Below are 25,996 nucleotides of genomic sequence, written 5' to 3' on the forward strand. Positions count from 1 at the left end.
TAACAACATGCCCAACAGCTTAACCATCGCATTGTCTAAAGGTCGTATTTTAAAAGAGACCTTACCTTTGTTTGCAAGTGCCGGAATAGAGCCTTTAGAAGATGTTTATACCAGTCGTAAGCTAGTGTTTGAGACCACTCAGCCAGGGGTCAGGTTTATAGTGATTCGTGCCACAGACGTTCCTACTTACGTTGCTAACGGTGCAGCAGACATGGGTGTGGCTGGCAAAGATGTGTTGCTAGAGCATGGTGGTAGTGGTTTATATGAGCCTTTGGATTTACAAATCTCAAAGTGCCGGCTCATGACTTGCGCACCAGTAGGTGCTGCACCAGCAGGTAGGCGCTTACAGGTGGCTTCTAAGTTCGTTAATATCACTAAAGCCTACTTTGCCGAACAGGGCCAGCAAGTTGATATTATTAAGCTTTATGGCGCCATGGAATTGGCCCCTATTTTAGGTTTGGCCGATCAAATTGTAGATATTGTTGATACAGGCAATACCCTTAAAGCCAATGGTTTAGAGCCTCTTAAAGAAATCGCTATGATCAGTAGTCGATTGGTAGTAGGTGAAGCTGCCATGAAGCTTAAGCACGGCCGTATAGGCCCTCTTATTGAACAGTTATCAGCAGCGGTCAACGCTAACCAAGGGCGTTAATATGCAGTTTTTAAAAGTAAATAGATTAGATACCTCCAAGGCCAACTTTGAGTCTAAATTGAATCAACTGTTGGGCTGGGAGAGCGTATCAGACCAACGAGTACAAAAGACGGTTGCTGATATTATTGAACGCGTTAGAGTTCAGGGTGATACCGCATTATTACAACTAACAAATCAGTTGGATCGCACCCCGTTTAAAGCAGCATCAGAGCTTGAAATATCTCAGCAACAGCTTGAACAAGCTCTTGCTGACGTTACTGATGAAGAGCGAGAAGCTTTGCAAGTAGCTGCAGATCGTATTCGCTCTTATCATCAGCACCAAAAACAAGAATCCTGGCGTTATGTTGAAGCTGATGGCACAGTGCTTGGGCAGCAGATCACAGCAATGGATCGTGTGGGTATTTATGTGCCAGGTGGCAAGGCGAGTTACCCTTCGTCTGTCTTGATGAACGCCATACCCGCTAAAGTAGCTGGTGTGAAAGAGATTATAATGACAGTGCCTCTGCCTAACGGTAAGGTTAATCCTTTAGTTTTAGCTGCTGCTGCGATTGCTGGCGTGGATCGTGTATTTGCAATTGGCGGAGCTCAGGCTATTGCAGCTCTGGCTCATGGTACCTCAATGGTGCCAAAAGTAGATAAAATTGTGGGCCCAGGTAATATTTACGTGGCTACTGCAAAGCGAGCAGTATTTGGTACTTGTGGCATTGACATGATTGCGGGGCCGTCAGAGATTTTAGTAATTTGTGACGGACAAACTAACCCTGATTGGGTAGCTATGGATCTATTCTCACAAGCAGAGCACGACGAACAAGCTCAATCCATTTTATTGTGCCCAGATAAAGATTACTTAGACCAAGTAGAGGCATCTTTTAAGGCCTTACTTCCTACATTAGAGCGTAATAGCATTATTAAAGCGTCCATTGAAAAACGAGGCGCTCTAATTCAAGTGGCAGACATGCAAGAAGCGATTGATATTTCTAATCGTATTGCTCCAGAACATTTAGAACTATCAGTAGCTGATCCTGAGTCGATGTTGCCAAAAATACGCCACGCTGGCGCTATTTTTATGGGGCGCCACACAGCAGAAGCGTTAGGCGACTATTGTGCAGGCCCCAACCATGTGCTGCCAACATCTGGCACTGCCCGCTTCTCATCACCTTTGGGTGTATATGATTTCCAAAAACGTTCTTCTTTGATTAAATTTTCAGAGCAAGGAGCAAGCGCCATGGGCAAAGTGGCCTCTATATTGGCCCGTGGAGAAAGTTTAACGGCTCATGCCCGCTCTGCTGAATATCGCATCATCGACTAAGTGGTGTAAAAATAGCTTGCGTGTTTGCGAGCTATTTTTTAGTGTTGATAAGGTCCTGCTAGGCTTTGGTAGCAACGATAGTAGCTCTCAGTGGTGCGGGGTGTCCTTCAGCTGAAAGATTAGGGTCGTTTGGATCAAGGAAGTCTGCAAGCGAGTGAAAATTCATCCAATCTGTTGCTCTTTGTTCTTGGTTTGTTGTTTGAGTAACATCGACTGTGCGAATGTCTTTTAATCCCAACTTATGTAACATATTCTCTAGGGCTTGGGTGCTGGGCAAAAACCACACATTAGACATTTTCGCGTAGCGTTCTGGTGGCACAAGTATGGTGTTTATGTCACCAGGTACTACCAACGTTTCCAGCACTAATTCTCCGCCTGGTCTCAAGTAAGACATCAATTCTTGGATGTGATCTATGGGTGAGCGTCGGTGGTATAGCACGCCTAAGCAAAATACCGTGTCGAAGCTGCCAAAAGCCGGTAAGTGTTCACTTCTCAAGGGTAAAAGGTGCGCGCCGTTTGGGGGTAATAATCGCTGTGCAGCGTGGAATTGATATAGAAAGATTCGTGTGGGGTCAATTCCTAGTGCAAGGCGAGCCCCAGCGCCTAACATACGGTATAAGAAGTAGCCGTTACCTGTGCCAATATCCAGCACCTGTCGACCTTCAAGGGAGCTTATATGTGGAACAATTCGTTGCCATTTCCAATCTGAGCGCCATTCTGTGTCTATCTCTACGCCCAGTAAATTCCATGGGCCTTTACGCCAAGGCATAAATGCTTTGAGATGTTGCTTATAAGCGCAATGATCTAAATTGAGGCTATCAGGCTTGGATATGGTGACGCTTTTGTCGTTAAAGGTGAACTCAGCTTTGTCCAGCTGTGGCATAGCATTAAGTGCGGCATCCCATTCAATCGAGCGGCCATGGATTTTTTGATGATAGTGTTGATCTAGGGCTTGGCGCAGCTGTGAATGAAACTGCTCCAGTACTGAGTGTTTGGTGTGCTCAAAAAAAGCCTCTAAATTTATGCCCATGATGGTCTCGATAATAGGATTGTAGTGTTGTTAGATGCAGTGCAGCGTTATTTAAAAGCAAGCAAAGCGCAAAAATTAAAACACTGCATGCAAGTTTCAACGCGGCTAAAGCCAGCATCAAGCAACCGTTGACGATGTTGCTCTAAGGTATTTGGCACTAGTACATTTTCTAGTGCGGCACGCTTTTGTGCGATCTCAAGGTCACTATAACCTTGGTATCGTTTAAAGTCGTGATATAGATCGACCTGTAAATCATTTTGCTCAGGGTCCTCAAAACATACTTTTTCAGCTAACAGTAGTACCCCATCAGGGCGCATACCCTTGGCGATATTTTTTAGAATACTAGGCCTTTCAATGTCGGCAATAAACTGCAGGGTAAAGTTGAGAATCACCATGGATGCATTGTCTATCGGGGTGTCCTGTAGGTTTTGATGACGGATTTCATAGCTGGCTTGGCTTTGGTCTCTAGCCATATTGTGTTGGCAGCGACTTACCATTGCTGCAGAGTTATCGACACCTATTACATGGGCATAAGCTGGTAAATTTTGGCGCAAACGCAAGGTCATGGTGCCAAGGGAGCAGCCAAGATCGTAGCAGTTGCTATTAGGTTTGCCGTAGCGAGCAGCAAGCAAACCTATCACATCAAGCAAAAAATGATAGCCAGGAACTGATCGCTGAATCATATTCTCAAATACATCAGCCACCTGCGCATTAAACTCAAATGGCGCAGGCGTCTCTAGGGGTTTTGCAAAGATTTTATCTAAGGCATTAGGGGTGTTTTTAGTAGTCATGGTCATAAGTTTACTTAGCAGTTGGACGGGTGCCAAGAATGGCTGTGACAGTATAAGTGTCATCACTACGGCGATAAGTTATATCTAGCTCACTGCCTGGACTTAGACTAGTGACATACTTTAATGACTCATTCCAATCTTTCACCACATTGCCGTCAAAGTGAGTGATTAAATCGCCAGGTTTTAACCCTGCAATATGAGCAGGGCTATTAGCATACACACCAGATAACATGATGCCTGTAGCTTCTTTTGATGAGAATGCATTTTGGCTATATTGACGTTTAAATACATTAAAATCTATCCCCAACCAGCCACGGATGACTACGCCCTCTTGCACGAGGCTTTGTAGCACGTCAAATGCTATGTTAATGGGTATAGCAAGGCCTATGCCTTGGCTTCTTGCGCTGGTTGAGGAATTGTAAAAGTGAGCAGTATTAATGCCCACTAATTCACCTCTGGTATTGATTAAAGCGCCACCTGAGTTGCCGGCATTGATTGCGGCGTCGGTTTGAATGAAGCTTTCAAACGTGTTCAGGCCTAGCCGATTGCGTTCTTTGCCACTGATGATACCCATAGATACCGATTGACCTAAGCCGTGGGGATTGCCAATGGCAAATACGATATCACCAACACGAGAATCTAAATTAATGGGGACTTTGGCAGGGGTAAGGTTATCTAATTGAATTTTTATGACCGCCAGATCGGTTGCAGGGTCAGTGCCTACTAAAAGAGCAGGTGCAAAGCGACCATCGGCTAAGCTGACTTGAATGCGCTCAGCGTTTTCAATAACGTGATTATTAGTAAGTATGTGTCCATCTCGGCTTGCAATTACCCCAGATCCTAAATTTACATCACTAGCGACAATGTCGATTAATTGACCTTCTAATATGCTTGCGTAATGGGGGTCTTGTAATAGCGCTAGACTGGTCGGTGTCGTTGAGGTTTGGCTATAGATGCGTACTACAGAGCCCATAGTTGCTTCAAGCAGGTCGGCGTAGCTGTGTGTTGTATTGAATGTTGTTTCAGAGGCTTTTTGAGACCATAGTGGGATGCCAGTTTTTTGTGAAAGCCACTGCGGTGAGGCGAAGATGAGGGCGGTGGCAAGCAGTATGCCAGCAAGGGCAAAGCGTAATAAATACTTGATCAATGAGCGGGTCATATTGTTAGAGTATCGATGATGGTATAAAATTTCTGCCAGATGTGTCTGAAAGGCTTGGCTATAGTGTAAACTTTGGTGATGTTAAAGGCAAAAAAACACACGAGGTATTTGAATGGCTATTGAGCGTAAAGAATTAATCACCTATTTAGATCAGTTGCTACAACCTCATCAATTTAATGACTATGCACCTAATGGTCTTCAGATTGAAGGTGCGCAAACAATACAGCGGATAGTTGCTGGGGTGACTGCTAGTCAGGCACTAATAGATGAAGCCATAGCTTATGGAGCGGATGCTTTACTGGTACATCATGGGTATTTTTGGCGCAACGAAACATATCCATTGGTGGGCATCAAAAAGCAGCGAATCAAGTCATTGATGGCGCATGACATTAATTTAATAGCGTACCATCTGCCTCTAGATTGCCACCCTGAGCTGGGCAATAACGCTCAGTTAGGTAAGCTTATGGGCTGGGTGCCTGATGCTCATATGCAGTCAAGCGGTGTGACTGGGCTAGGCTTATATGCCACCTTAAAGGAGCCTATTACAGGTGCTCACATGCAACAGCATATTTCAAAGGTGCTGGGGCGTGAAGCGTTACATATTGATAGCCCACTTAAGCCTATAAAACGTATTGGTTGGTGTACTGGTGGGGCTCAGGGCATGATTGAAAAAGCTATTGAGCTGGGCTTGGATGCATACGTTTCTGGTGAAATATCTGAATCTACAGTGCACGTTGCGCGAGAAAATAATGTACATTATTTTGCCGCTGGCCACCATGCTACTGAACGATATGGGGCGAGGGCTCTTGCTGCACATTTGCAGCAAGAATTAGGTCTAGAATGTGAATTTGTAGATATACCTAGCCCTGCATAGTATATCTGTTTACTTCGCTTGATTAGAAGATGAAGGCGATACAGGGATGTCGTAAGCAGCTGGATTTATTGGCTCTTGTTTAGGTTTGAGACCGTAACGCTCATCTAAGGTGCCATGCTCTTTGCTAGTGTTGTTTGGGGCATAGTCCATAGGTGGGCGGATCGTTTGAGTTGGCTGTTCTTGGTGTTCAATCGTGCTTTCAGAAGGTCCTGCTATAGTCTCTAAGCTGCTAGCGGCATCAGGATCATCGCATAAGCTTTGGGCGCCCTTGGCAAGTTGTTGGTGCACATTTCGATAACTTTCAGTGAGCTGGTTAACGGCCGCTGCAGTATCGGCAAAGTGCAGGTTTACTTGCTCTTTGTATTCTGCAAGCTCAGTGTGAGCATCTTGTAGTTGTTTGCTAAGTTGGTTCTGTCGCTTAAGGTCGCTATTGTTGGTACGTCCCAATATAAAACCTATACCTATGCAAAGTATTAGAAGTACTAGCCAAAAAAACCAATCGTTGCTGAGTAAATCCACTGTCTGCTCCTTTCAATAAAGTGTCTCAGAAGCTACTATTGTAATTGAATTAGCGCATTAGTACATCTAAGATACTTCCTAAGTCGTTCATTTATTCACACTATCTACTATTTTGATGCCCCATATGCCTTCACCGATAGAACAGTACCGCAAGGACCAGCAGCAGTTGGGTTTTTCTTTAGATGTCGCTCAAGGCAATGCTATAGAGCATTTGCAGCGACTTTATATAGATTTATGTAAGTTTAATGACGCCAAGGCACAGCCATTACGCTGGCATCAGAGGATCTCTGGATGGGGCGTTGGTAGTGTTGATCATCATGCTGCTATAAAAGGGCTTTATTTTTGGGGTGGAGTAGGGCGCGGTAAGACCTACCTCATGGATGTCTTCTATCACTGTCTGCCATTTGAAAACAAGCAGCGTACCCATTTCCATCGATTTATGCGTGATATTCATCGCCGTTTGACGCTCAATAAGGGTGTGAAAAATCCATTATTGGTGGTGGCGCAGGAGCTTGCAAACGAATCTAAAGTCATCTGTTTTGATGAATTTTTTGTAACTGATATTACTGATGCGATGATTTTGGCGCAGTTGTTAGATCGGTTGTTCGATTTGGGTGTAGTGCTAATAGCTACGTCAAATATAGAGCCTAAAGGTCTATATGAGAATGGTTTGCAGCGGCAGCGCTTTTTGCCCGCCATTAAATTATTAGAGCAACACACGGATATCGTTAACGTAGATGGTGGTGTTGATTATCGTTTACGTACACTGTCACAGGCCCAGCTGTATTATTGGCCTTTAGGTGAGCAGACTGATAGAAGTTTAGCCGAAGGCTTTGCGGTGCTTTCGCCTAAGTTGAACTCAAACTTATCGTCTCAATTGGCACCTTTGAGTAGTGCTGTAGCTTCAAGTGAGCAGGATGTGATTAATATTAATGGCCGTAATTTTAGCTACATAAAAAAGGCTGACGGCATTATTTGGCTCACTTTTGATCAGTTGTGTGTGCAGCCTCGTTCTCAAAATGATTACTTGGAATTATCCTATGAATTTCATGGTTTAATCATTAGCAATGTACCGCACTTAATTGCGGGCATGGAGGATCAGGCTAGGCGGTTTGTTAACTTGATTGATGTTTGTTATGACGCTAATTTAAAAGTCATTATTTCAGCTGAAGTGCCTTTAGCAAAACTGTACGGTGGCGGCCAATTGGACTTTGTGTTCGCGCGCACATTAAGTAGGTTGCAAGAAATGCAGTCCTATGAATACCTGGCTTGTGGCCATATTGTAGGTAATGTATCGGTATAATTGCTAAAAGCCTTAAAAACATTCACTTTAAGGCTTAACAAAGGGTTAGTTTGTCCTGTATAATTTGCCCTCGCAGTTTCTGTGTTGGCTTTTTCTGTTTTGCAGTTAGGGTTGTTAGGGGCGCAGGCTGCTAGGCACGTTATTGGCGGTAATGGGTAAGTATGGTCTGTTCAAGGCTTTATTCAATACGGTGCAATAACTCAATAATTATAGGTAGGTCCAATTAGATGGGCCATTAAACAGGTTATTTACATGAAAACCGTAAGTACTAAACCAGCTGACGTTACCCGTGATTGGTACGTTGTCGATGCTGAAGGTAAAACTTTAGGTCGTATGGCTACAGAAATCGCTCGTCGCCTACGCGGCAAGCATAAGCCAGAATTCACTCCTCACGTTGATACTGGCGATTATATTATTGTTGTTAACGCTGAAAAAGTTCGCGTAACTGGCAATAAAGCAAAAGATAAAATGTACTACCGTCACACTGGTTATCCAGGTGGTTTGCGTTCTATGTCTTTTGAAAAAATGGTTGATCACGCTCCTGAGCGCACCATTGAATTCGCTGTTAAAGGTATGTTGCCAAAAGGTCCTTTGGGCCGCGCTATGTACTCCAAGCTTAAAGTGTATGCTGGTACTGAGCATCCACATCAAGCGCAACAACCACAAGCATTGACCCTGTAAGGAGACGATCATGGCAGTTACTCAATATTATGGTACTGGTCGTCGTAAGACCTCTACCGCTCGTGTGTTCATGACTCCTGGCACTGGTGCCATCACTGTAAACAGCCGCGAGTTGGATGTTTATTTTGGTCGTGAAACAGCTCGTATGATTGTTCGCCAACCGTTAGAGTTGACCGAGACAGTTGAAAAGTTTGATTTATTCATCACCGTAGAAGGCGGTGGTGGTTTTGGTCAAGCTGGCGCTATCCGTCACGGCATCACTCGTGCCTTGATGAACTTTGATGAAACCTTGCGCCCTAGCTTGCGTGCCGCTGGTTTTGTTACCCGTGACGCTCGTGAAGTTGAACGTAAAAAGGTTGGTTTGCGCAAAGCGCGTAAGCGTCCTCAGTTCTCAAAGCGTTAAGCTTTATTGCATCCTTTTGGTGCATTCAAAAAAAACCCAGCCATGTTGCTGGGTTTTTTATGCCTTCGCTAAAATCAATCCTTTTTGTATGGTGAGTATGGGGCTTTAACCTTGTCTATTTAGTGCCTTTCCTTTAAAATTAGGCCAGAAATTTTACAGCTCAGCTGGAGACCAATTGAATGAGTAATGAAGTCGCAAATCCGACCCGACGTCGTGTGCTAGTCGGCGCATCCTTAGTTGTGGGTGCTGTTGGCGGTGTAACTGCGCTAACCCCTTTTGTAGCCTCTTGGAACCCAAGTGCAAAAGCCCGAGCGGCGGGTGCAGCAGTCAAAGCGGATATTAGTAAGCTAGAGCCAGGTCAGCAAATGATCGTTGCGTGGCGTGGAAAACCAGTGTGGATTGTGCGCCGTAGCGCAGAAGCATTGGCTAATTTGGACACCTTAAATGGTAGCTTAGCCGACCCAGATTCGTTTGATGCTAAACAGCCTACGTATGTGCCGAACACTCCAGTGCGTTCGTTGCGTGATGAGGTCATTGTTATGATTGGCCTTTGTACCCATTTAGGTTGTTCTCCAACATACAACCCTGAGGTTGTTCCAACTGCTTTTGACGCTAACTGGCAGGGTGGTTTCTATTGCCCTTGTCATGGTTCTACCTTCGACCTGTCAGGTCGAGTATATAAAGGTAAGCCAGCCCCAACAAATTTAGAAATTCCGCCACATTTTTATGAGAGTGACACTGTTATTCTTATTGGCGAAGATGGAGGTAATGCATAATGGGAGTAGGTAATCCTAACCGCGCTAAGGCGGAAAGTGGTATTGTTCGCTGGATTGATGATCGCTTTCCACTGACTCAAATGTGGCAAGACCACATGTCTAAATATTATGCTGCTAAAAACTTTAACGTTTGGTATGTATTTGGTGTCCTTTCATTGCTCGTTCTAGTTAACCAAATCCTAACAGGTGTTTGGCTAACGATGTCTTATGAACCTACAGCCGAGGGCGCATTTGCTTCAGTAGAATACATTATGCGTGATGTGGAAATGGGTTGGATTATCCGTTACATGCACTCTTCGGGTGCTTCAGCTTTCTTTGTTGTGGTTTATCTACATATGTTCAGAGGCTTGATGTACGGTTCTTACCAAAAACCACGTGAGCTAATTTGGCTATTTGGTATGGCGATTTATTTAGCGCTTATGGCTGAAGGCTTCTTTGGATACCTTTTGCCTTGGGGGCAAATGTCTTACTGGGGTGCTCAGGTTATTTTATCTCTGGCAGGTGCTATTCCTGTTGTAGGTGAAGACCTTGTGCAATGGATTCGTGGTGATTATTTAATCTCTGGCATCACTTTAAATCGATTCTTCTCATTGCATGTTATTGCCTTGCCAATGGTTATCTTAGGTTTGGTTGTGTTGCATATTTTGGCATTGCACGATGTGGGTTCCAATAATCCAGATGGTATCGAGATTGACCAAAATAAAGATGAAAATGGTGTGCCTGTTGACGGCGCAGCTTTTTGGCCATATCACGTTATTAAAGATTTGGTTGCTGTGGGCGTGTTCTTAACAGTGTTCTGTTTAGTGATCTTCTTCTTCCCAGAGGGTGGTGGTTACTTTATTGAGAAACCAAACTATGAGCCAGCTAACTCTTTGAAGACACCAGAACACATTGCTCCTGTTTGGTACTTTACCCCTTACTACTCTATGCTGCGTGCAATTACTCAACCACTATTTGGTTTAGATGCTAAGTTCTTGGGTGTGATTGTCATGGGTGGCGCTATTGCTATTCTATTTGTAATGCCTTGGCTTGACCGTAGTCCAGTCAAATCTATGCGTTACAAAGGTTGGATGAGCCGCGTATGGTTAGCTATATTTGTGGTGAGTTTTGTTATTTTGGGTTACCTAGGTACTTTGGCTACAACTGAAGGTCGCACAACAGTGGCGCAAGTATGTACTTTATTGTACTTCTTGTACTTCATTCTCATGCCGTTTTACACGCGTATGGAAACCACCAAACCTGTTCCAGAAAGGGTAGTCTAGACATGAAAAAGTTACTATTACTCAGCTTAATGATGATGGTACCAATGTTTGCTCAGGCTGCTGGCGGCCCAAGCGTAGCATTGGACTCTATCGAAGTGGATGCCTCAGATCATTCCTCTTTGCAGCGTGGTATGAAAACATACGTTAATTATTGTTTAGGCTGTCATACAGCGCAGTACCAGCGGTATAGTCGTGCTGCAGAAGACTTGCATATGCCAGAGGACTTAGTTGTTGAAAATTTGATCTTTAGTGGTCAAAAAATCGGTGAGCAGATGACTAGCGCCATGGACCCTAAAGTGTCCGCTAAATGGTTTGGCGCAGCACCACCAGACTTAACTAATGAAGTGAATTTGCGTGGCGCAGATTGGATATACACATACCTACGCACGTTTTATGTCGATGATAGTCGTCCGTATGGCGTTAACAACGTAGTATTTCCAAGTGTAGGTATGCCTAACGTGTTGGCTGAATTACAGGGCATACAGTCTAAGTCTTGTGGTGAAGTTAGTGAATATGATACACATGGTAACCCTGCAGTTGATGGCGTAACAGGCAAAGCCATTACTCACCAAAGTTGCGATATACTTACTGTTGAAGAAGGTTCTGGTAGCATGACGCCGGCTCAGTTTGATGCCACAATTTATGACCTAACCAACTTCATGGCTTATATGTCTAAGCCTTATAAAACAGATAGTCATCGCATTGGCTTGTGGGCAATTTTATTCTGTTTGATGATGACTGTGTTGTTTTACTTCTTAAAGAAGGAATTCTGGCGCGATATCCATTAGCACACGAATTTGAGGTATAATGCCTCACGTAGTCTATTTCAACGCGGCCGCTGTTATTCATCATTGATGAATGCAGCAGGTCGCGTATTCGTTTTTGGCGCGCAGCGCTGTCGTTTATTACTGAGGTATACCTAAATGGGTGTAGTTGCAAAACGCTCTTCAATGACTTTTTTCTCTGATGGGGCTAACCATTATAGCCACCGTGTGCGTATAGTTCTTGCAGAAAAGGGTGTTACCGTTGACATTATAGATGTTGATGCTGAGCACAAACCAGAAGATCTTGCAGATTTGAACCCTTACAACAGTTTACCTACCTTGGTAGATCGTGACTTGGTGCTTTACGAAGCTAATGTAATGATGGAGTATTTGGATGAGCGTTTTCCACATCCGCCTTTATTGCCTGTATACCCAGTTGCTCGTGCTGAAAGCCGTCTATATATGTACCGCATTGAGCGTGATTGGTGTCGCCTTGCTGATGTGATTATGACATCAGACGATGAGTCAGAGATTGTCGAAGCGCAAAAAGAATTACGAGAAAGTCTTATTTCCACGGCCCCTATTTTTACCGAAAAAGACTTCTTTATGAGTGAAGAGTTTACTTTGGTTGATTGTTGTATTGCACCTATTTTGTGGCGTTTGCCTCAGTTGGGTATAGATCTTCCAGAGCTTCAAGCTGGACCGATGCTTGAGTATATGGAACGCATCTTCGCCCGTGAAGGGTTTCAGGAAAGCTTGTCTGAGCTTGAGCATGAAATTAGACTTTAACTAATATGATGACTCCAAGTCGAGCGTATTTATTACGAGCCCTACATGAGTGGATTTTGGATAATGACTCCACTCCTCATATTGTCGTTGATGCCACTATAAATGATGTGATGGTGCCTGAGCACTTTATCAATGATGGTCAAATAGTGCTTAATATATCGCCAAGTGCTGTGCAAGGATTAAACCTAGGAAACGATGCGGTAGAGTTTAACGCTCGTTTTGGCGGAGTTCCAATGCATGTTTATGTGCCTATTTTGGCGGTACTAGCTGTTTATTCCAAAGAAACAGGAGAAGGTATGGGTTTTGGTTTTGAGCCAGGTATACCTAGCCCAGATGGCCCTCGCCCACCACCAGCCCCAGTATCTGCAGTTGATAAGCCTAAGCCTAAGTCACCTGGTACAGTTTCATCCATTGGCAGTCATGCAAAACGGCCTACACTTAAAGTCGTTAAATAAGTGTTCAATTACTGGACAATAAAAAAGGGCCGTAAGGCCCTTTTTTATTGTCCAGTAATTACCTTAATGCCTAGTCGATGTATTCAAATACTTTAACAATTCGTTGTATGCCACTGGCATTAGAAGCTATGCCTACGGCCCAGTTAGCTTCTGCTTGGGTCACTAAGCCCATTAGATACACGACTCCATTTTCAGTAACCACTTTAATCCTGCTACTAGGGAAGTCAGTCTCAGCAAGCATGCGAGCCTTTACCTTGGTCGTAATAAGAGCGTCATTGGCTTTGACGACGCCAGATGCTGGACCACTAACTAATAATTCGTTATGTACTTTGCGTACGTTGCTAATGTTCCGGGTGATTCCGCCTGCGATGATTTTAGTATCTTCGTTTGGTACCTGTCCAATTAATAAAACGATACCATTCACACTAATAACACTTACATTGGCAGATGCGAACAATATGGATGACCGTGAAATTGCATCAGCAGCAGAGCTTTCGATGAGCTGATCGTTATACAAGGTCCCTAAAGAACGACTGCCTTTGTTATCCGCTATGGGTTGGCTTGTAAGCATAGGAGTGCAAGCGCTCACAAGGGCTATCGAGATTGCTAAGGTGATTAATTGAACGCCTTTTTTTAGCATTTATTCATTGCTCCCAAATAGTTGATAATCGATTAAATCACAAAGGCAATGAATGGTCACCAGTTGCAGTTGTAATATATTAATGTTGTTGTCACTGGGAATTCGAATGGCAACATCGTCTGGGTCTAGAACTGTAGCCATGTCACCACCAGTTTGGCCAGTAATAGAAATGACTTGTAAATTGCGATTGTGTGCTGCCTGAATGGCTTGTATTAAGTTGCCACAGTTACCTTGCTCTGACATCACAATAACAATATCACCTTGCTGTCCTAAAGCGCTTATTTGCTTAGCAAAAACATCTTGAAAACTAGAGTCACGAATAACAGCGCTCATGGTTGTACTATCGGCAGCTAAATTAAAAGCGGGTAAGCTTGGACGTTCTTGTCTAAAACGGCTTAATAAAGCGGCGCAAAAGTGGTGCCCATTTGCAGCGTTAGCACCATTACCGCAGATAAGAACTTTGCCCTCTTGGATAAAACATTGGTGCAGCATTTGCGCAGCAATAGCAATATCTTGAGGTAAGTGTTCTGCACTGTATGCGGCGCAACCCATGTGTTCATGAAATTGATTTATAACCCTGTCTTGCAGTTCCATTAGTGAGCTCTAACCCTAGCCTGAGGTGATGAATGCATTATCTATCCATTGTATCCGAACTTGGCTATGGGGGCTATCAGAACCACTGATAGCAATCAGGTCAAAGCGGCAATCCAAGTGACTTAATGAGGGGTAGCGTTGTAAAAATACTTTCGCACTGTGAATCAGGCGACGTTGTTTTTTGGGTGTAAGGCTAGCCACTGCTCCACCCATAGCTTGGCTTTTACGGTACTTTACTTCAACAAATGCAACCACGCTGCCTTTGCGAGCTATGATGTCTAGTTCGCCCCCTTTACAAAAAAAATTACGTTCAATCAATTGCCAGCCATGTTCATGTAGGTGGTTCCAAGCCAGTTCTTCAGCCCAAGCACCTATTTCGGTAGTCGTCATACTTATTGGGCTGAATCCATAATGACCTTACCAGATCTGAACTTACCCCAAGAGCTTTGCGTAACAATTCTATTTTTTTCATTCAAATTCAATACCCCCGTAACGCCTATCACCCTCTTGCTACTATTGATGCTGAGCTGTCCAAGTTTAGGGTACAGGTGATATGCATCAACACCAACGGCGAACAAGCGGGTGTATCTTTGTCTATCAAGCCATGTTTGGCTAATCTTTTTCTGCATGGCCGGTTGCTCTATTAGCCAAGGTAGATCTGTAAAAACTACTTTTTCTAAATCACGATCACGGCTTGTGTCAGTTGGGCCCTGATAAATATGGTGAGTGGCATAAACGGGTAGTTGAGCAGCGAAGTGAAAGGCTAAAGTTGGAATGATTTGTCGGCCATCTGTAGGCAATGCAAATAGCACAATAGCGTCAATATCTTGGCGTCGTCTAGGCTCAAATTTAATTACATTCTCCGTGTTTGATAGGTGCTTTTTCAGTGTCTGTGCTCGCTCATTACTTTGGGTGATCAGTAGAGCTTCAGTGATCGACTTTGAGTGGTCACCACTGCCAGAAAAGCTTACTTGATCGGCAATTTCACCTCCTAATGCCAGCCATGAGTTAGTGAAATGTTGCGCTCCTCTTATAGCCCAGGGTTGGTCTTGATGTAAAATAAGGATGCGTTGATGGCCTTCAAGCAAGCTGCGCTGGGCAATTTGGGATGTTTCATCCTCTACTGCTAAGCCAAATTGAATTAAGTTGGTAGTGGTGTTGTTTGTGTTGTTTAAAGGGGTGTAGTTCAGAGCAAGCGTAGGGATAGGCAGAGCTTCCTTTTTGCTGAGTTCAATTACCTTACTTTTATCCAGTGGGCCGATTATTAAATCTATTTGGTCCATTGAAGCTTGCAGGTAAAGTGCGTCTGGGCTGCTTATTTTGGTGCTGTCATAAACTTTAATATAAGGCATCTCCTTTAAACTGCTCAGATCTTCAAAGTGAGCAGCCATAAATCCATCGACCACTGCTTGGCCTACTTTTCCCAGTTTACCGCGCAGTGGCATGGCTAAAGCAATACGTTTAGGTGGGTTCAAACCTATATTAGTTAAATATGTATTATTGTTCTGGGTTCCAGTGGTAAACATGATTTTTGGTGAGTTAACCGGCAAAGCCGCAGATGGCATAGTTGTTTGTTGGTTTTGTGTTAGTTCATCGGAGTCACTATCTGGAGTATCGCTCCCAGGTTTAGTTGTATTCATAGTGTTGATTGATATTTTATCAATAGTAACATCTTGCACTAAGGTGGCCTGCTGTGGCTGCACCTTTGTCGTTGTAAAAACGGGTGCTGTTTTAGCTTCAGTTATGGGTGCTGTTTTAGGCTTGGGTGCTGGAGCTAAGACCACAGGTGTTTCTTTTTGAGTAAGATCTATTTTTATAACCATTATGTCTGTGGACGCAGGTTCTAATGTGGCTGATGCTGGGCGTATGTTTTGTTGCTGACAGGCACTGGCCAAAACTAACCCACAAAAAATGCTAATAAAGCGGAAAAATTTGGGGTTAATTTTTTTCATAAAAAATTCTTAGTGAGTATGGTTTAGGCGCTTTAGGTTACAATACGCTTAACTTGACTATTTCATTGGTCTCATTCTAGTAAGCCTAGCATAAAAGCTCGGTCAAACAAGTCCAAAAGGCTCAAAAGCATGACAGTATCAATTCTTTACGTGGTTTCTACCCCTATCGGCAATCTAGAAGATTTAACACCACGGGCGGTAGAAACCTTGAAGAAAGTAGACCTTATCGCAGCAGAAGATACACGTCATAGTGGCAGATTGATGCAGCACTTTGCTATATCTACACCAATGCTTGCTGTACATGACCATAACGAGCGCCAGCGAGCTCAGATACTTGTTGAAAAGCTATCCCAAGGCCAGTCTATTGCCTTAATTTCAGATGCGGGTACGCCGCTTATTTCTGATCCAGGTTACCATCTTGTGAGTGCAGTTCGAGAAGCCGGTTACAAGGTTGTGCCTGTGGTAGGGGCATGTGCTCTTATTGCAGCTCTTAGTGTTTCTGGCTTAGCCACTGACCGATTTAGCTTTTATGGTTTTTTACCTTCCAAAAGTAGTGGCCGTACACAAAAGCTCCAGCAATTGGCCAAAGTGACACACACACAAGTATTCTATGAATCTCCTCATCGCATAGTGGCTATGGTTAGTGACATAGTCTTGGTTATGGGTTCTCATCGGCAGATCGTGCTAGCTCGCGAGCTCACTAAAACCTTTGAAACTATTTATGGTGGCCCAGCTGCGGATGTACAGGCGTGGTTGCTTGCTGATCATAATCAGCAAAAAGGTGAGTTTGTGGTATTGATTGAGGGTGCTGAAGAAGAACAACTTCACGATATTGGCCCAGAAGAGGAACGTATGTTGACTTTATTATTGGCAGAACTGCCGATCAAGAAAGCTGCAGCTATTACCGCATCCATTACTGGACACAAGAAAAAAGCTTTGTACGATCGGGCTTTAGAGCTACAAGGTAAGTAAGTGCCACATACCCTACATTTAGCCTTGCCACAGCTGTGTAAACTCGGTATCCTGCGCGCGAGAAAGTTCGCCAGACAGTCGCTGCTACTTTACATTTAGGTGTTTTAGTAGGGGAGGAAAGTCCGGGCTCCATAGGGCAAAGTGCCAGGTAACGCCTGGGCGGCGTGAGCCGACGGCTAGTGCAGCAGAGAGTAGACCGCCAACCCCGATTTATCGGGCGGTAAGGGTGAAAGGGTGCGGTAAGAGCGCACCGCGTGCGTGGTAACACGTTACGGCATGGTAAACCCCACTTGGAGCAAGACCAAATAGGAACCCGCTAGGTGCTGCCCGCACTGGGTTCGGGTAGGTCGCAAGAGGTCTGTGGCGACGCAGGCCCTAGATGAATGACTGTCCACGACAGAACCCGGCTTATGTGGCGGGCTTTCTCACTTTTTAATTGATCTCTTCTATTTATATGCTGGCGCCAGTAGTTGCCTTCCATGCGCGCTTCAAACAATGCTCAACCTCCCCTATCCCAAACTTTAATTAACGACTGTTAGTCTTATTGACTGGATCTCGTTGGTTAAAATACAGTAATAGATATTCGTTTGGCTTGTAAATGAATTCTGCCTGCTTATACTTGCAAAATACTTTAAGTAAGAGGCGGTGCACATTTAAGTATTTGTCTTATAGTAAACATCTAAGGAGAGTTCTATGCGTCATCGCATTCGGGCTGCAGGACTCATTATTGATCAAAACCGAATCTTAATGGTTAATGAACATGACACAGGGCAGTCCTATTGGGTGCCTCCTGGAGGCGGTTTCGAGGCTAAGGATGGAAATACATCTAATACCGTTAAGCGTGAAGTTTGGGAGGAAACAGGTCTATCTGTAGTTGTTGGTAAACTGATGTTTATTCGTGAGTTTTGCGAAACTGAAAGAAATATCTATCATGTTGAGCAGTTTTATAGGGTCGATCATTGGCAGGGCACTATATCGCTAAAAAATCTTGAAGCATTAGAGGGTGAGGTAAGGTCTATTTCACAAGTGCGTTGGTTTACCAAAGAAGAGCTTGTGCACGTTGATGTGTTTCCACCGCATTTAAAAGACGTTTTATGGCAAAAGTTAGATGATGATGATCTTTCAATTGTGCATTTAGGTTACTCTTAATTATATGGCTTTAACGCATTTAGAAACCTTAGATATGGATGGTTATGTTGCGACTATTAAGCGCACTAGTCGCAAAGGGAGTGTGGGATTTAGGTTGTCCTCGGGCAAGGTAGTGATTTTAGCACCTAAAGATATTTCAGCGTCACAGATTAGCCTCATATTGGAATCTAAGCGTCACTTAATATTAGATAAACTTGAAGCTCAAGATCGCGTTACCTCCCAAACACCTGTTATGTCTCAAGTGGAGAGGCGGTATTTGTGTGGTGAGCGATTTGCCTATTTGGGTGGTGAATTGGTTTTAAAGGTGAATAAAGGCAGGCCCGGCGCATGTTTTGTTGACGCCAAAAAAATCAATGTGAATGTGCTAAATACTAAACCTGATTTGGTTCGAAACGCTTTAGTACTCTGGTATAAGCAGCAAGCTCAAAAGCATATAGAGCAGCGCATAAGTTACTTTGCCCCAATAGTAGGTGCTTGGCCTAAGGCTATTGAAATTAAAACCTACAAAGCTAGGTGGGGTAGCTGTACTAGCAAGGGGTTGGTTCAGTTTAATTGGAAGATAATGATGGCCCCACCGACTGTGGTTGATAGTGTTGTGGTGCATGAATTGTGTCATTTGCTGCATATGAATCACGGTCCAGAGTTCTGGGGGCAAGTGATGCGTGTATGTCCAGCATATCAAGATGCAAAGCAATGGTTAAAAAATGAAGGGCGTAATTTGGGATTAGATTGATATTCCCTAGCTTTTAGGTATTAAAATTTCGACATTAGTTTAAAAGGATAAATTCATCCCATGCCGCAAGAAAATTCAGCTGCCAAAGTATTGCATCACTTGAAACAAGATATTTTAAAGGGTGTTTTTGCTGCAGGACATAAGCTTAAAATGAGCGCTTTAAAAGAGCGCTATAAGGTAGGGGTTAATCCGCTTCGTGAAGCGCTGTCGCAGCTTGTAGTAATGCAATTGGTGCAAGTGCAAGATCAAAGGGGTTATCGTGTCTGCCCTGTCACCCAATCTGAGTTGGTGGATATTTATGACACTAGAGCACGCATCGAATCTTTGTGTGTTGGCTTGGCCATTGTGCGAGGAGATGATGCTTGGGAGGCGGGTATTGTTGCTGCTGCCTATCAGCTTCAAGCAAATGCTGATCTGCTAAAGGCTGATGGAGACATACAAGCATGGGAACAGTTGCATCAGCAATTTCATTATTCCATAGTTCAGGGCTGTGGCTCTAAAGAGTTGCTTAGAGTGCGTTTAGATCTTTATGAAAAAGCATCACGTTATCGCAATTTATGGCTGCAACATAATGCTGGTCATGGTGCTTTTGATGTTAACCAAATGGAGCATGAACAGCTGGTAAAAGCTACTCTTGCAAGAGATGCTGAGCTTGCCAAAAAACTTATATCACAGCATATTCAAGTGCCTAGCCAAGTCCTGCGAGACCTCTTGTAAGCCTTGTTTTTTTTGTGAGCCAATCCAATTAAGTAACTTTATATTTCCCCTTGCAATGTATCTTTGATCTGCCTACACTTGTAATGTGGGTAGAAGTGGGTAAAAGTGGTTTTTTTTCCCTAAAAGTTATAGTGATTGGGTGATTAGTATGTTCCGTGGTGCCGCAACAATTAATATAGATGTCAAAGGACGCATGGCGATGCCCGTGCGCTTTCGTGATCTATTTGTTGGTAAGGCCGACCCCAGTACCAACCCACAACTTGTTGTCACTATTGACACCGAAGAGCCTTGTCTATTGATTTACCCATTAGTTGAGTGGGACTTAATACAGCAAAAGTTAGAGCAGCTGCCAAGCTTCAACCCGGCTGCAAGGCGTATCCAAAGATTATTAATTGGCCATGCTACAGATCTTGAGCTTGATGGTAATGGACGTATCTTGTTACCTGCTTTACTAAGAGAGTATGCCCAGTTAGACAAAAAAGCGATTTTATTAGGGCAAGGCAAAAAAATTGAATTGTGGAGCGAATCCTTATGGAACTCGCGCCGAGAAACATACTTACAGGCCAACAGTGATAATCAAGAGTTACCCGAACTCTTACATCAGTTGTCTTTGTAGTCAGCGTTGGCTGGCATAATTAATGGAACTGAAATGACCGAAGAATTTAACCACAAATCTGTCTTGCTTGATGAAGCTGTAGAGCATTTAGTTCACGATGAAGATGGTATGTATATCGATGGAACCTTTGGTCGAGGTGGGCACAGCGGACTAATCCTAAAGCACCTAAGTCCCACAGGAAAACTGCAGGCCTTTGACAAAGATCCGTTAGCGATTGCTCAGGCTCAAGTAATGAGTGTCCAGGACCCACGCCTATCTATCGCGCAAACCTCATTTGCGAATATGGATAAAGTAGCCCAGCAAAATGATTGCTTTGGACAAGTACAAGGCATTTTATTGGATTTAGGCGTTTCATCGCCGCAAATAGATGACGCTAGTCGGGGGTTTAGTTTTCAGCATGACGGGCCATTAGATATGCGGATGAACCCAGACGAAGGCGAATCTGCAGCGCAATGGCTGGCCCGTGCTAGTGCTGAAGAAATAGCTGACGTGCTTTATCATTATGGGGAAGAGCGCTTTTCAAGGCGGATGGCTAGAGCTGTAGTGGAGTATCGCAAAGAGCAACCTATTACGACTACAAAGCAGTTGGCTAACATTATAGCCTTGGCTAATCCAAAATGGGAGAAGGGTAAAAATCCAGCTACTCGCGCATTTCAAGGTATTCGTATTCACATCAACCAAGAGTTAAAAGATTTAGAAGTTGGCTTGGATGCTGCTCTTGAGACTCTAGCACCTGGCGGACGTTTAGTGGTGATCAGTTTTCACTCATTGGAAGATCGCATTGTAAAGCGTTTCATGCGTGAGCACGCAAAAGGCGACTCCCATATTCCTCGTGGCTTACCTGTAACTCAAGATCAGCTTAAAAGGCGCTTAACTTTATTAACTAAAGCCAAAAAACCTACTTCAATTGAAGTTGATATCAACCCTCGTTCTCGCAGTGCAGTAATGCGTGTGGCAGAAAAAATCGCATGAAAGACATGAGCCAAAATCTCAATATGTGGCTAAAACGTGCAAGCTTACAAGCTGAACGTTATGCCATGGTATTGGGTTTTTTGCTGTTACTGTTGTTAGTGATTAGTGCCCAGATGGTTATTTATAGCTCCTTTGAGGCTAGGGTTCATATCAATCATTTACACCAGCTTGAAAAAGCTCGTAATGCAATGCAAGTTGAATGGGGGCAGTTGCTGCTAGAGCAAAGTGCTTGGGCTTCACATAGTCGTGTCGAGTCTATGGTCACTGAACAGTTAAATATGAGTGTTCCTAAGGCAAAAGACACTATTTTGGTGCGACAGCTATGAATGTTATGGACTATCCATGGCGTATGCGCTGCGTGTGGCTTATTTTGTTGGTTGCAGGCTCGATAGTAGCTTGGCGTTTAGTGCATCTTAATGTTACAGAGCGCTCATTTTTAATGCGCCAAGGAGATGCTCGAATGGTGCGTGAAGTAGCTGTTCCGGCACACAGGGGTATGATTTTAGACCGTCGTGGAGAACCTTTAGCCGTTAGTGCGCCAGTGGTCAGTTTATGGGCCAATCCACAGGTGTTAGGTGAGGATTTAGAGCATGCGAAAAACATTGCTCAAAGTTTGGGTTTGCCTGAAGCCGAATTTATAGAGCGCGTTGTACGTTTAAAGAATAAAGAGTTCATGTACTTAAAGAGACATGTTAATCCAGCCGAAGCTGAAACTGTGTTGGCGAATAAATGGCAAGGTGTGCATGGCACTGAAGAATTTCATCGATATTACCCTGCTGCAGAGGTGGCTACCCATTTAGTAGGATTTAATAATATTGATGACCAAGGCCAAGAAGGTATGGAGTTAGCTTATGAGTCATGGTTGCAAGGAACATCCGGTAAAAAAGTAGTACAAAAAGACCGTACTGGACGAACAGTAAAAGATTTGCAGCTATTGTCTACCGCCCAGCCAGGTAAAGATTTAAATTTGAGTATCGACTTACGTATGCAGTATGTGGCTTATAGGGAGTTAAAAGCTGTAGTGCAGCAGCACAAAGCCTCTTCAGGTTCGGCTGTAGTGTTGGATGTACAAACTGGTGAAATTCTTGCCATGGTCAATCAGCCGGCTTATAACCCTAATAATCGTGCAGTAATGAGTATAGACAGTTTACGCAATCGTGCACTAACCGACGTACTAGAACCTGGCTCAACTATGAAGCCTATCACTATTGCAGCGGCTTTAATGAGTGGTCAGTACGATCCGGATAGTAAGGTAGATACAAATCCTGGATTTATAAAGGTCAAGCGTAAGACCATACGTGATCATCGTAATTATGGCGTGCTAGATATTACTGGCATTATTACCAAATCCAGTAACGTGGGTGTGACCAAATTGGCTTTGTCACTGCCAGAAAATAGTATTAGAGAAACCTTTTATAGTTTTGGTTTAGGGCAACCTACTGCAAGTGGGTTCCCTGGTGAAAGTGCGGGGGTCTTACCCAGCTATGCTAAATGGAACCCAATAAACTTGGCAACCATGTCTTATGGCTACGGCATCGCAGTGACACCTGTGCAATTAGCCCAAGCTTATAGTGTATTTGCCAGCTATGGATTGAAGCGTCCCGTGTCCATTTTGAAACAAGACACAGTGCCAGAAGCAGAACGAGTAATGCCAGAGCGTGTGGCTAAGCAGGTAATTGCAATGCTTGAAACGGTCACTCAAACAGGGGGCACAGGCACCCGTGCCAGAGTTCCTTCTTACAGAGTCGCTGGTAAAACTGGCACAGTGCATAAGCCATCAAAAGATGGTGGTTATGACGATGATGTCTACGCAGCAGTTTTTGCTGGCATGGCGCCGGCGTCTAAGCCGCGCTTAGTATGTGTTGTGATCATTGATGATCCTAAGGGTGAACAATATTATGGCGGCGAAGTTGCTGCCCCCGTATTTTCTCGAATAATGACTGAGAGTTTACGGCTTTTAAATGTGGCACCAGATGACCTGGCGCCATCACAAGGTTTACAGTGAGGTTGGATGTGGATACCAAACGCTTACATGAACTGATGTCTTTGCCAAGACAAGCCCAAAGGTGGGCAGACGTTTGTGTGTATGGGGTGTCATCAGATAGCCGGCAGGTAAAGCAAGGAGACTTGTTTATATCCTGTTTAGGGGAGCCAAAACGGCAGCGCAGCTATATCGAGCAAGCGCAGGCAAGTGGGGCCGTGGCGGTAGTTATGGATGCACAGCAGGCATTAACATTGGACCTGTCCAGCCTCACTGTTCCCATTGTTGGGATTGACAATCTTTTAGCTATTCAAGGCTCAATCGCTGCTCGTATGCACAATAACCCCAGTCAAAAAATGTCATTGATTGGTATTACCGGTACTAACGGGAAGACTAGTTGTAGTCACTTTATTGCCAAGTGTCTATCTAGCCTCGGCCTTTCTTGTGGGGTAATGGGAACTTTGGGTTATGGCTTTTTGAATGCTTTGGAACAGGGGCCAAACACCACTCCCCATGAAGTCACATTACAAAATCAATTAGGTGCTATGTCACTCTCTGGGGCCAAGGCCTGTGCAATTGAAGTCTCCTCACATGGTTTGAGCCAGGGGCGTGTTAATAGTTGTCACTTTGACACTGCAGTGTTCACAAATCTCACCCAAGACCATTTAGATTATCATCGGACTATGAAAGCCTATGGTCAGGTAAAGGCCCAATTATTTAAGTGGCCAAGTTTACGATGTGCAGTAATCAACTTTGATGATAAATTTGGTAGAAGTTTACTTAAAATGATTGCTTCAAACGTAGATATCTATACCTATAGTGCAAGAGTTTGTGAGCTTAAGAATGTAAACATAGGTGTATCTAGTGTAGTGCAACACGAACATGGGTTGGACGCTATGATAGTCACACCTCAAGGCCAAGCATTGTTACAGGTAGGTCTTATCGGACGTTTTAATTTAAGTAATTTACTGGCTACTCTAGCTGTGCTTTTGTCACACAAAATTGACCTATTAAAAGCAATGCAGGCCATCAACCAACTCACAACAGTATGTGGCAGGATGCAGCTAATAGCATCAGAGTTTGAATCGAGTAAGTACCCACAAGCAATTGTGGATTATGCCCATACTCCAGATGCGCTAGAGCAAGCCCTAATGGCTGCAAAAGAACACATAAACTCTGGAAAACTTTGGGTAGTGTTTGGGTGTGGTGGAGATCGTGATTCGGGGAAGCGGCCTAAAATGGCAACTATTGCAGAGTCTTTGGCAGATCACGTTATTGTTACTGATGACAACCCCCGTGCAGAATCTAGTGAGAAAATTTTAGCAGATATTGTGAAAGGTTTTAAACACCCAGCTAAAGTGGCAGTTAAAGCAGACCGAAGCCAAGCTATCACTTTTGCAATTCAGCACGCTAAGCCTGGTGATATTGTTCTCATCGCAGGCAAAGGCCATGAAACCTATCAAGATATACATGGACATAAACACCATTTTAGTGATCATGAGCAGGTGTTAATTGCGCTTGCAGGAGGGTTTTGTTAATGAAATCTTTTAGTCTGTTTGAGCTATCTAAAATGATACCAGATAGCTATGCCATTGGTGCGGCGACCTTTAGCGGATTGTCCACAGATACGCGCAGCTTAATTGCTGGAGATCTATTTGTCGCTTTAGTTGGGCCAAGCTTTGATGGCCATGAATTTCTTGCACAAGCCCAAGGCTTTGGTGCATGTGCAGGTTTGGTTAGCACGGTAATAGATACGGATTTGCCCTTATTGGTGGTGCCAGATACGCGCATCGCACTAGGGCAACTAGCTGCTATTAAGCGTCAGCACCTTAATGGACAGTTTGTAGCAGTAACAGGCAGTAGTGGTAAAACTACCGTGAAGGAAATGTTACAAAAAGTATTGTTTCAAGCTGGGCAGGTTGAGGTAACAAAAGGCAACTTTAATAATGATATTGGTGTACCTATAACCCTTTGGGGTATGCACGAAGACACTGACTATAAAGTGTTAGAGCTGGGTGCAAATCATGTTGGAGAAATCGCATACACAAGTCGTATGGTCAGAGCAGATATCGCTGTTTTGAATAATGCACACGAAGCCCACTTATCTGGCTTTGGCGGTTTAAATGGCGTAGTCAAAGCTAAGGGTGAAATTATTTCTGGTCTTTGTGAAAAAGGCCAAGTGATTTTGAACTTAGATGATCCCCATTTTTATGTGTGGCAAACGTTAGCGCAATCCAGACGAGTTTGGAGCTTTAGTTTAATCAATGAAAAAGCTAGTATTTATGCCAGTGACATAGCAACTACACCCACAGGGAGTCGCTTTGTTTTGAATCTAGGTCTACAAAAACGACAGGTAGAGCTACAGCTTTTAGGGCAACACAACATTGCTAATGCCCTGGCCGCGGCAGGTGCTGCATTAGCTTTAGGCCTTTCTCTAGATCAAATTGTTAGCGGTTTAGCCCAGGTTAGGCCATATCAGGGCCGTCTTGTCAGTCATTCTTTAAGTCAGCGACGCTGCCTTATTGATGATACTTATAATGCTAACCCAAGCTCTGTAAAGGCAGCAATTGACGTGCTGCAAAAATGCCACGGTAAGCGCTGTTTTATGCTGGGGGATTTAGCTGAGTTAGGCGAGCAACAGGTACAAATTCATCAACGCATTGGTGCCCAAGTTGCTGCGGCAGGTATAGAGCAGTTTTATGGTTTTGGACCACTTGCGAAGGTGGCAGTTGAAAGCTATCTGCAAGAAGGTGGACACTATGGGGAAGTCTGTGTTGATCAAACACAGTTATCGACCTGCTTTTTACAGCTTCCTAAAAGCGATATGAGTTGTTTGGTAAAAGGATCTCGATCCAGCCAAATGGAACATGTGGTAGAAATATTAATCAACGGTGGAAATTAGC

Annotated in this window: 29 protein-coding genes and 1 other RNA gene; 22 read left to right on the forward strand and 8 right to left on the reverse strand. The window is 43.9% G+C overall.

Annotated features, from left to right (window positions below):
* Positions 1 to 7 precede the first annotated feature (7 nt).
* A complete protein-coding gene (hisG, locus tag ABXT42_RS03245) occupies positions 8 to 652 on the forward strand; it encodes an ATP phosphoribosyltransferase (RefSeq protein WP_443628937.1) in 645 nt (214 codons plus the stop codon).
* Position 653: 1 nt separating this feature from the next.
* Positions 654 to 1,961 carry a histidinol dehydrogenase gene (gene hisD, locus ABXT42_RS03250; RefSeq protein WP_443628938.1) on the forward strand — a complete coding sequence of 436 codons (1,308 nt, stop codon included), beginning with the start codon at positions 654 to 656 and terminating at the stop codon, positions 1,959 to 1,961.
* 58 nt (positions 1,962 to 2,019) lie between these two features.
* Here hisD and cmoB read toward each other — a convergent pair whose 3' ends face one another.
* Genes cmoB through ABXT42_RS03265 form a run of 3 tightly spaced genes read right to left on the reverse strand, consistent with a single transcriptional unit; the run spans position 2,020 to position 4,941 of the window.
* A complete protein-coding gene (cmoB, locus tag ABXT42_RS03255; RefSeq protein WP_443628939.1) occupies positions 2,020 to 2,991 on the reverse strand; it encodes a tRNA 5-methoxyuridine(34)/uridine 5-oxyacetic acid(34) synthase CmoB in 972 nt (323 codons plus the stop codon).
* Positions 2,992 to 3,038: 47 nt separating this feature from the next.
* Entirely contained in the window at positions 3,039 to 3,788 is a 750-nt protein-coding gene (gene cmoA / locus ABXT42_RS03260) for a carboxy-S-adenosyl-L-methionine synthase CmoA (RefSeq protein ID WP_443628940.1), read from the reverse strand.
* A gap of 4 nt (positions 3,789 to 3,792) precedes the next feature.
* The gene (locus tag ABXT42_RS03265; protein ID WP_443628941.1) at positions 3,793 to 4,941 is read right to left on the reverse strand and encodes a S1C family serine protease; all 1,149 of its coding nucleotides are present in this window, start codon (positions 4,939 to 4,941) and stop codon (positions 3,793 to 3,795) included.
* A 112-nt stretch (positions 4,942 to 5,053) separates the two neighbouring features.
* Between ABXT42_RS03265 and ABXT42_RS03270 the strand changes: the two genes are divergently transcribed.
* The gene (locus ABXT42_RS03270; protein ID WP_443628942.1) at positions 5,054 to 5,815 is read left to right on the forward strand and encodes a Nif3-like dinuclear metal center hexameric protein; all 762 of its coding nucleotides are present in this window, start codon (positions 5,054 to 5,056) and stop codon (positions 5,813 to 5,815) included.
* A gap of 9 nt (positions 5,816 to 5,824) precedes the next feature.
* Here the strand turns inward: ABXT42_RS03270 and ABXT42_RS03275 are convergent, their stop codons facing one another.
* On the reverse strand, positions 5,825 to 6,334 hold the full coding sequence (locus ABXT42_RS03275; RefSeq protein ID WP_443628943.1) for a YhcB family protein: 510 nt from the start codon (positions 6,332 to 6,334) through the stop codon (positions 5,825 to 5,827).
* Between the two features lie 124 nt (positions 6,335 to 6,458).
* Between ABXT42_RS03275 and zapE the strand changes: the two genes are divergently transcribed.
* The 8 genes from zapE (at position 6,459) to ABXT42_RS03315 (ending at position 12,767) form a co-directional block, all read left to right on the forward strand.
* A complete protein-coding gene (zapE, locus tag ABXT42_RS03280) occupies positions 6,459 to 7,637 on the forward strand; it encodes a cell division protein ZapE (RefSeq protein ID WP_443628944.1) in 1,179 nt (392 codons plus the stop codon).
* Positions 7,638 to 7,889: 252 nt separating this feature from the next.
* Positions 7,890 to 8,318: a 50S ribosomal protein L13 gene (rplM, locus tag ABXT42_RS03285; RefSeq protein WP_443628945.1), complete on the forward strand. Its 429-nt coding sequence runs from the start codon at positions 7,890 to 7,892 to the stop codon at positions 8,316 to 8,318.
* Between the two features lie 10 nt (positions 8,319 to 8,328).
* Positions 8,329 to 8,721 carry a 30S ribosomal protein S9 gene (gene rpsI, locus ABXT42_RS03290; RefSeq protein WP_443628946.1) on the forward strand — a complete coding sequence of 131 codons (393 nt, stop codon included), beginning with the start codon at positions 8,329 to 8,331 and terminating at the stop codon, positions 8,719 to 8,721.
* Between the two features lie 179 nt (positions 8,722 to 8,900).
* A complete protein-coding gene (petA, locus tag ABXT42_RS03295) occupies positions 8,901 to 9,497 on the forward strand; it encodes a ubiquinol-cytochrome c reductase iron-sulfur subunit (RefSeq protein WP_443628947.1) in 597 nt (198 codons plus the stop codon).
* The gene (locus tag ABXT42_RS03300; RefSeq protein WP_443628948.1) at positions 9,497 to 10,759 is read left to right on the forward strand and encodes a cytochrome b; all 1,263 of its coding nucleotides are present in this window, start codon (positions 9,497 to 9,499) and stop codon (positions 10,757 to 10,759) included. The genes petA and ABXT42_RS03300 overlap by 1 nt, the downstream gene beginning before the upstream one ends.
* 2 nt (positions 10,760 to 10,761) lie before the next feature.
* On the forward strand, positions 10,762 to 11,547 hold the full coding sequence (locus ABXT42_RS03305; RefSeq protein ID WP_443628949.1) for a cytochrome c1: 786 nt from the start codon (positions 10,762 to 10,764) through the stop codon (positions 11,545 to 11,547).
* A 135-nt stretch (positions 11,548 to 11,682) separates the two neighbouring features.
* Complete coding sequence (locus tag ABXT42_RS03310; protein ID WP_443628950.1) at positions 11,683 to 12,312, forward strand: glutathione S-transferase N-terminal domain-containing protein; 630 nt, start codon at positions 11,683 to 11,685, stop codon at positions 12,310 to 12,312.
* A gap of 5 nt (positions 12,313 to 12,317) precedes the next feature.
* Positions 12,318 to 12,767: a ClpXP protease specificity-enhancing factor gene (locus tag ABXT42_RS03315; RefSeq protein ID WP_443628951.1), complete on the forward strand. Its 450-nt coding sequence runs from the start codon at positions 12,318 to 12,320 to the stop codon at positions 12,765 to 12,767.
* 70 nt (positions 12,768 to 12,837) lie between these two features.
* On the opposite strand, the gene ABXT42_RS03320 is transcribed toward ABXT42_RS03315, so the two are convergent.
* Genes ABXT42_RS03320 through ABXT42_RS03335 form a run of 4 tightly spaced genes read right to left on the reverse strand, consistent with a single transcriptional unit; the run spans position 12,838 to position 15,953 of the window.
* Positions 12,838 to 13,407 carry a BON domain-containing protein gene (locus ABXT42_RS03320; RefSeq protein WP_443628952.1) on the reverse strand — a complete coding sequence of 190 codons (570 nt, stop codon included), beginning with the start codon at positions 13,405 to 13,407 and terminating at the stop codon, positions 12,838 to 12,840.
* The gene (locus ABXT42_RS03325) at positions 13,408 to 14,001 is read right to left on the reverse strand and encodes an SIS domain-containing protein (RefSeq protein ID WP_443628953.1); all 594 of its coding nucleotides are present in this window, start codon (positions 13,999 to 14,001) and stop codon (positions 13,408 to 13,410) included.
* 15 nt (positions 14,002 to 14,016) lie between these two features.
* Complete coding sequence (locus ABXT42_RS03330) at positions 14,017 to 14,391, reverse strand: YraN family protein (protein ID WP_443628954.1); 375 nt, start codon at positions 14,389 to 14,391, stop codon at positions 14,017 to 14,019.
* Between the two features lie 2 nt (positions 14,392 to 14,393).
* On the reverse strand, positions 14,394 to 15,953 hold the full coding sequence (locus tag ABXT42_RS03335) for a penicillin-binding protein activator (RefSeq protein ID WP_443628955.1): 1,560 nt from the start codon (positions 15,951 to 15,953) through the stop codon (positions 14,394 to 14,396).
* A gap of 129 nt (positions 15,954 to 16,082) precedes the next feature.
* Between ABXT42_RS03335 and rsmI the strand changes: the two genes are divergently transcribed.
* From rsmI to ABXT42_RS03390, 11 genes are all read left to right on the forward strand, one after another.
* Positions 16,083 to 16,925 carry a 16S rRNA (cytidine(1402)-2'-O)-methyltransferase gene (rsmI, locus tag ABXT42_RS03340; protein ID WP_443628956.1) on the forward strand — a complete coding sequence of 281 codons (843 nt, stop codon included), beginning with the start codon at positions 16,083 to 16,085 and terminating at the stop codon, positions 16,923 to 16,925.
* 62 nt (positions 16,926 to 16,987) lie between these two features.
* Positions 16,988 to 17,353: RNase P RNA component class A (gene rnpB / locus ABXT42_RS03345), an RNA gene on the forward strand.
* A 265-nt stretch (positions 17,354 to 17,618) separates the two neighbouring features.
* The gene (locus tag ABXT42_RS03350) at positions 17,619 to 18,074 is read left to right on the forward strand and encodes an NUDIX domain-containing protein (protein ID WP_443628957.1); all 456 of its coding nucleotides are present in this window, start codon (positions 17,619 to 17,621) and stop codon (positions 18,072 to 18,074) included.
* Between the two features lie 4 nt (positions 18,075 to 18,078).
* A complete protein-coding gene (locus ABXT42_RS03355) occupies positions 18,079 to 18,807 on the forward strand; it encodes a M48 family metallopeptidase (protein WP_443628958.1) in 729 nt (242 codons plus the stop codon).
* A gap of 60 nt (positions 18,808 to 18,867) precedes the next feature.
* Entirely contained in the window at positions 18,868 to 19,524 is a 657-nt protein-coding gene (csiR, locus tag ABXT42_RS03360; protein WP_443628959.1) for a DNA-binding transcriptional regulator CsiR, read from the forward strand.
* A 148-nt stretch (positions 19,525 to 19,672) separates the two neighbouring features.
* Complete coding sequence (mraZ, locus tag ABXT42_RS03365; protein ID WP_443628960.1) at positions 19,673 to 20,140, forward strand: division/cell wall cluster transcriptional repressor MraZ; 468 nt, start codon at positions 19,673 to 19,675, stop codon at positions 20,138 to 20,140.
* 33 nt (positions 20,141 to 20,173) lie between these two features.
* Positions 20,174 to 21,112 (forward strand): 16S rRNA (cytosine(1402)-N(4))-methyltransferase RsmH, encoded by a 939-nt coding sequence (gene rsmH, locus ABXT42_RS03370; protein ID WP_443628961.1) that lies wholly within the window; start codon positions 20,174 to 20,176, stop codon positions 21,110 to 21,112.
* Positions 21,109 to 21,438, forward strand: coding sequence for a cell division protein FtsL (gene ftsL, locus ABXT42_RS03375; RefSeq protein WP_443628962.1), 330 nt, complete (start codon positions 21,109 to 21,111; stop codon positions 21,436 to 21,438). The genes rsmH and ftsL overlap by 4 nt, the downstream gene beginning before the upstream one ends.
* Positions 21,435 to 23,117 (forward strand): peptidoglycan D,D-transpeptidase FtsI family protein, encoded by a 1,683-nt coding sequence (locus ABXT42_RS03380; RefSeq protein ID WP_443628963.1) that lies wholly within the window; start codon positions 21,435 to 21,437, stop codon positions 23,115 to 23,117. Before ftsL ends, ABXT42_RS03380 begins: the two co-directional genes overlap by 4 nt.
* Positions 23,118 to 23,125: 8 nt before the next feature.
* On the forward strand, positions 23,126 to 24,631 hold the full coding sequence (locus ABXT42_RS03385; protein ID WP_443628964.1) for a UDP-N-acetylmuramoyl-L-alanyl-D-glutamate--2,6-diaminopimelate ligase: 1,506 nt from the start codon (positions 23,126 to 23,128) through the stop codon (positions 24,629 to 24,631).
* Complete coding sequence (locus ABXT42_RS03390) at positions 24,631 to 25,995, forward strand: UDP-N-acetylmuramoyl-tripeptide--D-alanyl-D-alanine ligase (RefSeq protein ID WP_443628965.1); 1,365 nt, start codon at positions 24,631 to 24,633, stop codon at positions 25,993 to 25,995. Before ABXT42_RS03385 ends, ABXT42_RS03390 begins: the two co-directional genes overlap by 1 nt.
* Position 25,996: the final 1 nt, after the last annotated feature.

Origin of the sequence: Candidatus Njordibacter sp. Uisw_002 (genome assembly GCF_047730155.1) — a bacterium.
In the GTDB taxonomy this organism is placed as follows: Bacteria; Pseudomonadota; Gammaproteobacteria; order Pseudomonadales; family Balneatricaceae; genus Njordibacter.

What these genes read in the sequence shown, in the direction of transcription:
- hisG (WP_443628937.1), top strand. Translation starts at nt 8, where the DNA reads ATGCCCAACAGCTTAACCATCGCATTGTCTAAAGGTCGTATTTTAAAA.
- hisD (WP_443628938.1), top strand. Translation starts at nt 654, where the DNA reads ATGCAGTTTTTAAAAGTAAATAGATTAGATACCTCCAAGGCCAACTTT.
- cmoB (WP_443628939.1), bottom strand. Translation starts at nt 2,991, where the DNA reads ATGGGCATAAATTTAGAGGCTTTTTTTGAGCACACCAAACACTCAGTA.
- cmoA (WP_443628940.1), bottom strand. Translation starts at nt 3,788, where the DNA reads ATGACCATGACTACTAAAAACACCCCTAATGCCTTAGATAAAATCTTT.
- ABXT42_RS03265 (WP_443628941.1), bottom strand. Translation starts at nt 4,941, where the DNA reads ATGACCCGCTCATTGATCAAGTATTTATTACGCTTTGCCCTTGCTGGC.
- ABXT42_RS03270 (WP_443628942.1), top strand. Translation starts at nt 5,054, where the DNA reads ATGGCTATTGAGCGTAAAGAATTAATCACCTATTTAGATCAGTTGCTA.
- zapE (WP_443628944.1), top strand. Translation starts at nt 6,459, where the DNA reads ATGCCTTCACCGATAGAACAGTACCGCAAGGACCAGCAGCAGTTGGGT.
- rplM (WP_443628945.1), top strand. Translation starts at nt 7,890, where the DNA reads ATGAAAACCGTAAGTACTAAACCAGCTGACGTTACCCGTGATTGGTAC.
- rpsI (WP_443628946.1), top strand. Translation starts at nt 8,329, where the DNA reads ATGGCAGTTACTCAATATTATGGTACTGGTCGTCGTAAGACCTCTACC.
- petA (WP_443628947.1), top strand. Translation starts at nt 8,901, where the DNA reads ATGAGTAATGAAGTCGCAAATCCGACCCGACGTCGTGTGCTAGTCGGC.
- ABXT42_RS03300 (WP_443628948.1), top strand. Translation starts at nt 9,497, where the DNA reads ATGGGAGTAGGTAATCCTAACCGCGCTAAGGCGGAAAGTGGTATTGTT.
- ABXT42_RS03305 (WP_443628949.1), top strand. Translation starts at nt 10,762, where the DNA reads ATGAAAAAGTTACTATTACTCAGCTTAATGATGATGGTACCAATGTTT.
- ABXT42_RS03310 (WP_443628950.1), top strand. Translation starts at nt 11,683, where the DNA reads ATGGGTGTAGTTGCAAAACGCTCTTCAATGACTTTTTTCTCTGATGGG.
- ABXT42_RS03315 (WP_443628951.1), top strand. Translation starts at nt 12,318, where the DNA reads ATGATGACTCCAAGTCGAGCGTATTTATTACGAGCCCTACATGAGTGG.
- ABXT42_RS03320 (WP_443628952.1), bottom strand. Translation starts at nt 13,407, where the DNA reads ATGCTAAAAAAAGGCGTTCAATTAATCACCTTAGCAATCTCGATAGCC.
- ABXT42_RS03325 (WP_443628953.1), bottom strand. Translation starts at nt 14,001, where the DNA reads ATGGAACTGCAAGACAGGGTTATAAATCAATTTCATGAACACATGGGT.
- ABXT42_RS03330 (WP_443628954.1), bottom strand. Translation starts at nt 14,391, where the DNA reads ATGACGACTACCGAAATAGGTGCTTGGGCTGAAGAACTGGCTTGGAAC.
- ABXT42_RS03335 (WP_443628955.1), bottom strand. Translation starts at nt 15,953, where the DNA reads ATGAAAAAAATTAACCCCAAATTTTTCCGCTTTATTAGCATTTTTTGT.
- rsmI (WP_443628956.1), top strand. Translation starts at nt 16,083, where the DNA reads ATGACAGTATCAATTCTTTACGTGGTTTCTACCCCTATCGGCAATCTA.
- ABXT42_RS03350 (WP_443628957.1), top strand. Translation starts at nt 17,619, where the DNA reads ATGCGTCATCGCATTCGGGCTGCAGGACTCATTATTGATCAAAACCGA.
- ABXT42_RS03355 (WP_443628958.1), top strand. Translation starts at nt 18,079, where the DNA reads ATGGCTTTAACGCATTTAGAAACCTTAGATATGGATGGTTATGTTGCG.
- csiR (WP_443628959.1), top strand. Translation starts at nt 18,868, where the DNA reads ATGCCGCAAGAAAATTCAGCTGCCAAAGTATTGCATCACTTGAAACAA.
- mraZ (WP_443628960.1), top strand. Translation starts at nt 19,673, where the DNA reads ATGTTCCGTGGTGCCGCAACAATTAATATAGATGTCAAAGGACGCATG.
- rsmH (WP_443628961.1), top strand. Translation starts at nt 20,174, where the DNA reads ATGACCGAAGAATTTAACCACAAATCTGTCTTGCTTGATGAAGCTGTA.
- ftsL (WP_443628962.1), top strand. Translation starts at nt 21,109, where the DNA reads ATGAAAGACATGAGCCAAAATCTCAATATGTGGCTAAAACGTGCAAGC.
- ABXT42_RS03380 (WP_443628963.1), top strand. Translation starts at nt 21,435, where the DNA reads ATGAATGTTATGGACTATCCATGGCGTATGCGCTGCGTGTGGCTTATT.
- ABXT42_RS03390 (WP_443628965.1), top strand. Translation starts at nt 24,631, where the DNA reads ATGAAATCTTTTAGTCTGTTTGAGCTATCTAAAATGATACCAGATAGC.